Source organism: Sphingomonas sp., from assembly GCF_036402235.1.
Classification (GTDB): domain Bacteria; phylum Pseudomonadota; class Alphaproteobacteria; order Sphingomonadales; family Sphingomonadaceae; genus Sphingomonas.
Genome location: NZ_DASWTG010000073.1, coordinates 1 through 9,597, shown reverse-complemented (window position 1 = coordinate 9,597; position 9,597 = coordinate 1). Strand labels below are relative to the sequence as shown.

Genomic DNA, 9,597 nt, shown 5'->3' with positions numbered 1-9,597 from the left:
CCTGCGCAAGGCCGCAGAGCGCACCGTCGAGGCAACATGGAAACGCATCGGCCAACTCCTCGACGCCTTCCCGCCCCACGAATGCGCCAACTATCTCAGAAACAGCGGATATGCCTCAATCTAAACAGGACAGACTCTAGGCCAACTCCAATCCTCCCCCGCCAGGGGGAGGTGCCAGCGTAGCTGACGGAGGGGGCGGACGGCGACCAGCTAGCGGTGGGGCATCCTCCCCCACCGTCGCCTTCGGCGCCACCTCCCCCTGGCGGGGGGATTGAAGACTAAACGGCCCCCGTCACCAGCACCGCGCGGTAATTCTCGATCACCTCGGCCAGCGGCCGCCCCTGCGCATCGACCACCAGCGCGCGATGGCGCAGGATCGTCACGGGCGCCGTGCCCTCCCCGTCCCACAGGATCCGCGTGGAGACCGTGCGCCGGCTGGGCGACAGCGGCAGGATCACCCGCCCGAACGGCACGTCGCCAGTCTCCAGCGCCGCGTTCATCTCCGGCGTCAGGCGGCTGGCCACATACCAGTTGACGGCTTCGGACAGCACATGCGCGCCGCACCTCAGATGCACGCGCCGATAGCCGAGCCGCTCGCCCGCCGCGTCGAGGCGGCGGCGCGCCGCTCCCTCGCCCGCGACCAGCCGGTCACGCCGCACCTGCGCATGCACGCGCGGTGCAGCGGCAAGGCCAAGCGCCCCGCAGCGCGCCTCGAGCACCTCGGTGGCGGTACGGCCATTCAGCAGTTCGGCGTGGAGGCGTTCGACGGGATTCATTTCTAGGCGCGGCTTCAACAGTACCGCGCCACCCATCGCCGCCACGCCCGTCAGCTCCCCCCGTTCATTCGGGCCAGCGCCGCCTGCGCCGCGGCGAGCCGCGCGATCGGCACGCGATAGGGCGAGGCGGAGACATAGTCGAGGCCCGTCTGCTCGCAGAAGGCGATCGAGGCGGGATCGCCGCCATGCTCGCCGCAGATACCGAGCTTGATGTCGGGCCGCGTCGCCCGCCCGCGCTCGGCCGCCAGGCTGATCAGCTCGCCCACTCCCTCGACGTCGATCGAGACGAACGGGTCGCGCGCATAGATGCCCTTCTCGACATAGGTCGTCAGGAACCGCCCGGCATCGTCGCGGCTGACGCCGAGTGTGGTCTGCGTCAGGTCATTGGTGCCGAACGAGAAGAACGCCCCCGCCTCGGCGATCTCCCCCGCGCGCAGCGCCGCGCGCGGCAGCTCGATCATCGTGCCGACGAGATAGTCGATCGTGCGGCCCTTCTCGGCGAACACCGCCGCGGCGGCCTTGTCGACCACCGCCTTCATCAGCTCCAGCTCGCGCTTGGTCGCGACCAGCGGGATCATCACCTCGGGCACCGGCGCGGCGCCCGACTTCTCCGCCACCTCGCACGCCGCCTCGAAGATCGCGCGCGCCTGCATCTCGTAGATTTCGGGATAGGTCACGCCGAGGCGGCAGCCGCGATGGCCAAGCATCGGGTTGAACTCGTGCAGCTCGGCGGCGCGGCGGCGCAGCGTCTCGACGTCGAGCCCGGCGGCCTGCGCGACCTCGGCGAACTCGGCCTCCTCGTGCGGCAGGAACTCGTGCAGCGGCGGATCGAGCAGGCGGATCGTGCAGGGCAGCCCCGCCATCACCTCGAAGATCGCGACGAAATCGCTGCGCTGCTCGGGCAGCAGCTTGTCGAGCGCAGCGCGGCGCCCCTTCTCGCTGTCCGCCAGGATCATCTGGCGCACCGCGGTGATCCGCGCGGCGTCGAAGAACATATGCTCGGTGCGGCACAGGCCGATGCCCTCCGCCCCGAACTCGCGCGCGGTGCGGCAGTCGAGCGGCGTCTCGGCGTTGGTGCGCACCTTCAGGCGGCGGACGCCGTCGGCCCATTCCATCAGCGTGCCGAAATCGCCCGCCAACTCGGGCTGGATCGTCGGCACCTCGCCCACCATCACCTCGCCGGTCGAGCCGTCGATGGTGATGAGGTCGCCCTCGCGGATTTCACGCGAACCGACCCGCGCAATCCCCTCGGCAGCCTTGATCGACAGCGTCCCCGCGCCCGAGACGCAGGGCCTCCCCATGCCGCGCGCGACGACCGCCGCGTGGCTGGTCATACCGCCGCGTGCGGTCAGGATGCCCTTCGCCGCGTGCATGCCGTGAATGTCCTCCGGCGAGGTCTCGACGCGCACCAGGATCACCGCATCCCCAGCCGCCGCACGCTTCTCGGCCGTATCGCTGTCGAACACCGCATAGCCCGACGCCGCGCCGGGGCTGGCGGGCAGCCCTTTGGTCAGCACGTCGCGCGGCGCTTGCGGGTCGAGCGTCGGATGGAGCAGCTGGTCGAGCGCCGCCGGATCGACCCGCGCGATCGCCTCCTCCTGCGTGATCAACCCCTCGCTCGCCATGTCGACCGCGATCTTGAGCGCGGCCTTGGCGGTGCGCTTGCCCGAGCGGGTCTGCAGCATCCACAGCTTGCCGCGCTCGACGGTGAACTCGATGTCCTGCATGTCGCGATAGTGGCGCTCGAGCTGGTCGAACACGCGCGCCAGCTCGGCATAGGCCTCAGGCATCGCCTCTTCCATCGACAGCGGCTTGGCCCCCGCCGCCTCGCGCGCCTTCCGAGTCAGATATTGCGGCGTGCGGATGCCCGCGACCACATCCTCGCCCTGCGCGTTGATCAGGAACTCGCCATAATAGGCGTTCTCGCCCGTCGCCGGGTCGCGCGTGAAGGCGACGCCGGTCGCCGAGGTGTCGCCCATATTGCCGAACACCATCGCCTGCACATTGACCGCGGTGCCCCAGTCACCCGGGATGTCGTTGAGGCGGCGATAGACCTTGGCGCGCTCCGACTGCCACGATCCGAACACCGCGCCGATCGCGCCCCACAGCTGGTCGTGCACGTCCTGCGGGAAGGCCTTGCCGTCCCACAGCTCGACCACCAGCGCCTTGTACTCGGCGACCAGCGCCTGCCAGTCGCTCGCGGTCATCTCGGTATCGAGATGATAGCCGCGATCCTCCTTGGCGATCTCCAGCGCTTCCTCGAACCGACCGTGGTCCAGCTCCAGCACCACGTCCGAATACATCTGGATGAAGCGGCGATAGCTGTCCCAGGCGAAGCGCGCATCGCCGCTGATCGCGGCCAGCCCCTCGACCGTCTCGTCGTTGAGGCCGAGGTTGAGGACCGTGTCCATCATCCCCGGCATCGACGCCCGCGCGCCCGAGCGGACCGAGACGAGCAGCGGATCGGCGGCGAGCCCGAACGTCTTGCCCGTCAGCCCCTCGATATGCGCGATCCCGTTCGCGACCTCGGCCTTGAGGCTCTCGGGGAAATTGCCGCCATTCTCGTAATAGAGCGCGCACACCGGGGTGGAGATGGTGAAGCCCGGCGGGACCGGCAGGCCGATGCCGGCCATGCCGTCGAGGTTCGCGCCCTTGCCGCCCAGCAGGTTCCTGTCCTGCTTGCCGCCATCGTCGACGCCGCCGCCAAAGCGGTACACATATCGAGTCATCCAAACCCCTTCCGTGGGCGCCCTCCCCGGCGCGTTCGCCGCGCCTACCGCAGGTGCGAAGAGGGGGAAAGAGCTTGTCCAACGGTGTCAGGGGTAAGTTTTGCTTGGGCGTGACAAAAACGGACAGACCGGCGCACATCAGCGCCGAATGTCCCAAACGTCACAGTCGCGCGCGGGAGAGGCAAGTCCGGATCAACTCATCCTCCCCCGCCAGGGGGAGGTGGCGCCGAAGGCGTCGGAGGGGCGGATGCCAGAACCAGCGTTGGGGGTTTCCTCCCCCTCCGTCACCGCTTCGCAGCGACACCTCCCCCTGACGGGGGAGGATTGGCTGTCCTCAGCCCTCGATCTTGCCGAAATCCGCCACCCGATGCACTGCGTCGCGCATCCGCGCGAGCAGGGCGAGCCGGGCTTCGCGCTTCGCCGGATCGGCATCGTTGACCGTCACATCGGTGAAGAAGGCATCGATCGGCGCACGCAGCGTCGCCAGCGCGGCCATCGCCTCTTCGAACCGCTCGCCCTCGACCGCCGCGGCAGCCTTGGGCTCCGCACCATCAAGCGCCGCGATCAGCGCCGCCTCGGCCGGCTCGGTCGCATAGGCCGGCGCGGACCACACGGCGTCGGTGACGCCTTCCTTCTTGAGGATGTTCGCCGCGCGCTTGTACCCGGCGAGCAGGTTCGCGCCGTCATCGGTCGCCATGAACGCCTGCAACGCATGCACACGCGCAAGCAGCCGGACGAGATCGTCCTCGCCACCGAGGGCAAACACCGCGTCGATCAGGTCGTGCCGGACACCCGCCTCACGCTGCTGAACCTTGAGGCGATCGGCGAAGAAGTCCCACGGATCGACGCTAGTACACGCGTTCCAGAACGCCTCCCTGAGGACCTTCTTGTACTGCTCCGACGGCGGTATGAAACGACCCAAGTTTGGATGTTCGAAGATCGGCCTGTCGTCATCGGTCCTGCCGACTTCGCTACCAAAACCATCAATCAGATGTGCAAGGTGCGAAGAGAAGTCTTCCCACTGATCGGCCAGACCAAACCGGAGATCATTCTCCAAGATCAGCGAAATGATGCCCAATGTCGCACGGCGCAGCGCGAACGGATCCTTCGAGCCCGTCGGCTTCTCATCAATACCGTAGAATCCAAGCAGCGTATCCAGCTTGTCCGCCAGCGACACCGCCACCGTCACCGGCGCGGTGGGCACGTCATCGCCCTGCCCGACCGGCTTGTAATGATCGCGGATCGCCTCAGCGACCGCCGCACCCTCGCCCTGTGCGGCGGCGTAATAGCCGCCCATCAGGCCCTGAAGTTCGGGGAATTCGCCGACCATGCCGGTGACGAGATCGGCTTTGGCCAGCCGCGCGGCGCGTTCGGCCTGTGCCGGGTCCGCACCCTTGACGATCCCTTCCTCGACCAGCCAGCGCGCCAGCTTGGCCACCCGCTCGACCTTGTCGGCGACCGTGCCCAGCTTCTCATGGAACACGATCTTCTCGAGCTTCTTCGCCTGCTCCTCGAGCGGCACCTTCAAATCGGTCTCGTAGAAGAAGCGCGCATCGGCCAACCGAGCCGCGAGCACCTTCTGGTTGCCCTCGACGATCTTCGCGCCGCCATCGGCCGCGTCGATGTTGGCGGTGCAGACGAACGCATTCGCCAGCTTCCCCGCCGCATCCTGACACACGAAGTACTTCTGGTTCACGCGCGCCGTGAGCTGGATCACCTCAGGCGGGACGTCGAGGAACGCCTCGTCGAAGCGGCCGAGCAGCGGCACCGGCCATTCGGTCAGGCCGGCATTCTCGATCAGCAGGCCCTCGTCCTCGATCAGCGTGAGGCCGGCCTTGTTCGCCGCCATCTTGGCGCCGAGCGCGATGGTGACGCGGCGCTCGGCCTGGTCGACCACGACATGGCAGGCGCGCAATTTCTCGACATAGTCCGACGCCGAGCCGATGGTGATCGCACCCGGATGGTGGAAGCGATGGCCGACGGTCGCCGCGCCCGAACGGACGCCCGCGACCTCGAACTCGACCACTTCGTCACCGAACAGCGCGACGATGCCCTGCAGCGGGCGCACCCAGCGCAGGCTCTCGGTCGACAGCGACGCCTCGCCCCAGCGCATCGACTTGGGCCAGGGGAAGGCGCGGACGATCGCCGGGATCGCCGTCGCCAGCACCTGCGCAGTCGCCTGCCCCGGCTTGTCGATCACCGCGAACAAAGTCGCACGGCCCTTCACATCGCGCGTTTCGAGCGCGTCGCGGGTCAGCCCGGCCTTGCGCAGGAAGCCGTCGATCGCCGCATCGGGCGCGTCGGCGGGCGGGCCCTTCAGCTCCTCGCTCACCGCCTGCGTCTGCGCGGGCAGGTCGCGCGCGATCAGCGTCAGGCGGCGCGGGGTCGCATAGGTGACCAGCTCACCGGCCTTGAGGCCCGCCTTTTCGAGCTCGGCCGTGAAGAGGCGAGCCAAATCCTCCCTCGCGCGATCCTGCATGCGGGCGGGGATTTCCTCCGAGCGGAGTTCGAGAAGGAAATCGCTCACAGCGACCACTCCGGATATTTGGCGGTCCATTCGGGGGTCATGTGCGCGATCCACGCCTCGCAGCTGCCCTTGGCCAGATCGCGAACGCGGCCGATATAGGCTTGACGCTCGGCAACCGAGATGACGCCGCGCGCCTGGAGCAGGTTGAAGAGATGGCTCGCCTCGATCGCCTGCTCATAGGCAGCGATCGGCACATTGTTGGTCAGGCAGTTCTCGCACTCGGCGACCGCCTTGCGGAACGATTCGAACAGCGTCTCGGTGTCGGCGACCTCGAAGTTGTACTTCGACATCTGCTTCTCGTTCTCGAGGAAGACGTCGCCATAGGTGAAGGCCGGCTTGCCATCCTGCGCGTCGTTGAACGCCAGGTCGTACACGCTGTCCTTGTTCTGGATGTACATGGCGAGGCGCTCGAGCCCGTAGGTCAGCTCGCCCGCGACCGGCTTGCAGTCGAAGCCGCCCATCTGCTGGAAATAGGTGAACTGGGTGACTTCCATCCCGTCGCACCACACTTCCCAGCCCAGCCCCCAGGCGCCGAGCGTCGGCGATTCCCAATCGTCCTCGACGAAGCGGATATCGTGCTTGGTGAAGTCGATGCCGATCGCGGCCAGCGACCCCAGGTACAGCTCCTGCAAATCGGGCGGGCTCGGCTTCAGGATCACCTGATACTGGTAATAATGCTGCAGCCGGTTGGGGTTCTCGCCATAGCGGCCGTCCGTGGGCCTGCGGCATGGCTGGACGAACGCCGCGTTCCACGGATCGGGGCCGAGCGCGCGCAGCGTGGTCGCGGTGTGGAAGGTGCCCGCGCCCATGCGCATGTCATAGGGCTGGAGGATCAGGCAGCCCCGCTGGCTCCAGTAATCGTGGAGCTTGAGGATCATGCCCTGGAAGCTGAGCGGCTGGGTCATATGGGTTCGCGCTTTGGCGCAGGGGCAATGCACGGTCAACTGGCGCGCACGGCGCGTGCTGGTTAACGGGCCGATAGTTGACGGCCCCACAACGGATGGGCTTGGTATGCTGCACATGCTCAGACGCGCCCTGCCCGCCCTTTCCGCCCTGCTCCTCTCCGGTTGCTCGCTGTTCGGGCATGACGCCGATCCGGCGCTTTGGGTGGTGAAGGACGAGGACACCACCATCTACCTGTTCGGCACCGTGCACGTGCTCAAGCCCGGCATGCGCTGGTTCGACGAGGGCGTGCGCGAGGCGTTCGACGCGAGCGACGAGCTGGTGCTGGAGATCGCCCGGCCCGATCCCGGCATGATCGCCGCGCTCACCGCGCAGCTCGGCACCCGCGGCGGCCCGCCCTTCGCGCCCGAAGTGGACGAAGCGGCGCAGAAGCTCGGCATGGCGAAGGGCGAGATCGACCGGATGGAGCCGTGGCTCGCCGCGCTGACGCTGAGCCAGCGCGCGGCGGTGAAGGCGGGCTATGCCTCCGACGACGGGGTCGAGGCGGCGCTGTCCAGCGCGGCGGAGAAGGCCGGCAAGCCGGTCAAGGCGCTGGAGAGCGCGCGCGGGCAATTGATGGCGTTCGACAGCCTGTCCGGCGCAGCGCAGAGCGCGATGCTCGACGCGACGGTGAAGGAGCTGCCGGGCGCGGGCGAGCGGCTGGAGCGCTTCGTCAAGGCATGGGGGGCGGGCGATGCCGAAACGGTGGGCGCCGAGATGAACCGGGTGGCGCAGGCCTCGCCCGAGGTGGCCGAGGCGCTGGTCGCGCGGCGCAACGCGCGCTGGGCGGACTGGGTCGCGGCGCGGATGGCGCAGCCCGGCACGGTGTTCGTCGCGGTCGGCGCCGGTCACCTCGCCGGCAAGGGCAGCGTGCAGGCCTTGCTCGCCGAGAAGGGGCTGACGGTGGAGCGGGTGGCCCACTAAAATCCTCCCGAATCCTCCCCCGCCAGGGGGAGGTGGCACGCGCAGCGTGACGGAGGGGGAGGACTCCCAACGCTCGTTCTGGCATCCGCCCCCTCCGTCGCCTTCGGCGCCACCTCCCCCCGGCGGGGGAGGATAGGAGACCGCCTCCGGTCGGACTGGACTTCTCCCCCACCCTCCCCTATAGGCGCGCGCTTCGATCAGGGTCATCCCTGGAGGCCTGATCGAAGTTGAACCAATTAGCGCACAGGAATTCGACACATGAGCGACACGCTTACGCTGTCGGCCGAGACGCGCGACCGGGTTGGCAAGGGAGCCTCCCGTGCGCTGCGTCGTGAAGGCCGCGTACCTGCCGTGATCTACGGCAACAATCAGGAACCGCTGAGCATCCACCTCGAGGAGCGCGCGCTCGTCAAGGCGTTGAACACCGGCCACTTCTTCAACTCGGTCATCATGATCGAGGGCGCCGGCGGCAAGCCGGTCCGCACCCTCGCCAAGGATGCCGCGCTCGACGTCGTGACCGACCGCCCGGTCCATGTCGATTTCCTGCGCATCTCGGCGCATGCCAAGGTCACCGTCAACGTCCCCGTCGCGTTCACCGACGAGGAAGGCTCGCCGGGCCTCGAGAAGGGCGGCGTGCTCAACATCGTCCGCCACGAGCTCGAGCTGGTCTGCGACGCCTCGGAGATCCCGAGCGAGATCACCGTGTCGCTCAACGGCCTCGACGTCGGCGATTCGCTGCACATCTCGGCCGTGACCCTTCCCAAGGGCGTCGAGAGCGCGATCGAGGACCGCGACTTCACCATCGCCACCATCGTCGCCCCGTCGGCGCTGAAGGCCGAGGAAGCCGAAGCTGCGGAAGCGGCCGAGGCCGAGGCGGCGGCTGACGAGGCCGCGGCCGAGGGCGATACCCCGGCGGACGAGGCTGCTCCGGCCGAGACCGCAGGTCCGACCGACGCCGAGTAATTTCTGCTCTAAGCCCCTCCCCTTCAGGGGAGGGGTTTGGGGTGGGGCTGACATGGGTGGTGGAACGACTTCCGCACCCCAACCCCTCCCCTGAAGGGGAGGGGCTTTTTTATGTCGATGCAACTCTGGGTCGGCCTCGGCAATCCCGGTCCGCAATATGCGATGAACCGGCACAATATCGGCTTCATGGCCGCCGACGCCATCGCCGAGGTGCACGGCTTCACGCCGCCCGCGAAGAAGTTCCAGGGCTGGCTGCAGGAAGGCCGCATCGGCGCGCACAGGATCCTGCTGCTCAAGCCCGCGACGTACATGAACGAGAGCGGCCGCTCGATCCGCGCCGCGCTCGATTTCTACAAGCTCGCGCCCGAAGACGTCACCGTCTTCCACGACGAGCTCGACCTCGCGCCGTTCAGGGTCAAGGTGAAGCGCGGCGGAGGGGCTGCGGGGCAGAACGGCATCCGCAGCGCGATCAGTCATGTCGGGCCGGACTTCCGCCGCGTGCGCATCGGCATCGGCCATCCCGGCCACAAGGACCGCGTCACCGGCTATGTCCTCGGCAACTATCCCAAGGCCGAGATCGAGGATCTGTCCGATCTGCTCGGCGCGATCGCGGCGGAGGCCGAGTGGCTGGCCGCGGGCGACGACGCGCGCTTCATGAACGACATCGCGCTGCGGCTGCATCAGAGTCCCTGAAGGAACGGCACCGGCCCGCTCCCCCACCCGGCCACCCAACTTC

7 protein-coding genes and 1 pseudogene are annotated in these 9,597 nt (G+C 68.1%); 4 read left to right on the top strand and 4 right to left on the bottom strand.

Going from position 1 to position 9,597, the window contains the following annotated elements:
• A pseudogene (locus VGD28_RS15270) lies at nucleotides 1-124 on the top strand (IS630 family transposase); the annotation flags it as partial.
• 154 nt (nucleotides 125-278) lie between these two features.
• Here the strand turns inward: VGD28_RS15270 and VGD28_RS15265 are convergent.
• The 4 genes from VGD28_RS15265 to VGD28_RS15250 form a co-directional block, all read right to left on the bottom strand.
• A complete protein-coding gene (locus VGD28_RS15265) occupies nucleotides 279-776 on the bottom strand; it encodes a hypothetical protein (RefSeq protein WP_331029212.1) in 498 nt (165 codons plus the stop codon).
• A 50-nt stretch (nucleotides 777-826) separates the two neighbouring features.
• The gene (ppdK, locus tag VGD28_RS15260) at nucleotides 827-3,505 is read right to left on the bottom strand and encodes a pyruvate, phosphate dikinase (protein ID WP_331029211.1); all 2,679 of its coding nucleotides are present in this window, start codon (nucleotides 3,503-3,505) and stop codon (nucleotides 827-829) included.
• 334 nt (nucleotides 3,506-3,839) lie between these two features.
• Nucleotides 3,840-6,032 carry a glycine--tRNA ligase subunit beta gene (gene glyS / locus VGD28_RS15255; protein ID WP_331029210.1) on the bottom strand — a complete coding sequence of 731 codons (2,193 nt, stop codon included), beginning with the start codon at nucleotides 6,030-6,032 and terminating at the stop codon, nucleotides 3,840-3,842.
• The gene (locus VGD28_RS15250; RefSeq protein WP_331029209.1) at nucleotides 6,029-6,937 is read right to left on the bottom strand and encodes a glycine--tRNA ligase subunit alpha; all 909 of its coding nucleotides are present in this window, start codon (nucleotides 6,935-6,937) and stop codon (nucleotides 6,029-6,031) included. Before VGD28_RS15250 ends, glyS begins: the two co-directional genes overlap by 4 nt.
• A 115-nt stretch (nucleotides 6,938-7,052) precedes the next feature.
• Between VGD28_RS15250 and VGD28_RS15245 the strand changes: the two genes are divergently transcribed.
• The 3 genes from VGD28_RS15245 to pth all read left to right on the top strand — a co-directional run bounded on the left by VGD28_RS15245 (nucleotide 7,053) and on the right by pth (nucleotide 9,554).
• The gene (locus VGD28_RS15245; protein ID WP_331029208.1) at nucleotides 7,053-7,898 is read left to right on the top strand and encodes a TraB/GumN family protein; all 846 of its coding nucleotides are present in this window, start codon (nucleotides 7,053-7,055) and stop codon (nucleotides 7,896-7,898) included.
• Between the two features lie 258 nt (nucleotides 7,899-8,156).
• Nucleotides 8,157-8,861 carry a 50S ribosomal protein L25/general stress protein Ctc gene (locus VGD28_RS15240; RefSeq protein WP_331029207.1) on the top strand — a complete coding sequence of 235 codons (705 nt, stop codon included), beginning with the start codon at nucleotides 8,157-8,159 and terminating at the stop codon, nucleotides 8,859-8,861.
• A gap of 117 nt (nucleotides 8,862-8,978) precedes the next feature.
• Nucleotides 8,979-9,554: an aminoacyl-tRNA hydrolase gene (pth, locus tag VGD28_RS15235; RefSeq protein WP_331029213.1), complete on the top strand. Its 576-nt coding sequence runs from the start codon at nucleotides 8,979-8,981 to the stop codon at nucleotides 9,552-9,554.
• The last annotated feature ends 43 nt before the right edge of the window (nucleotides 9,555-9,597 follow it).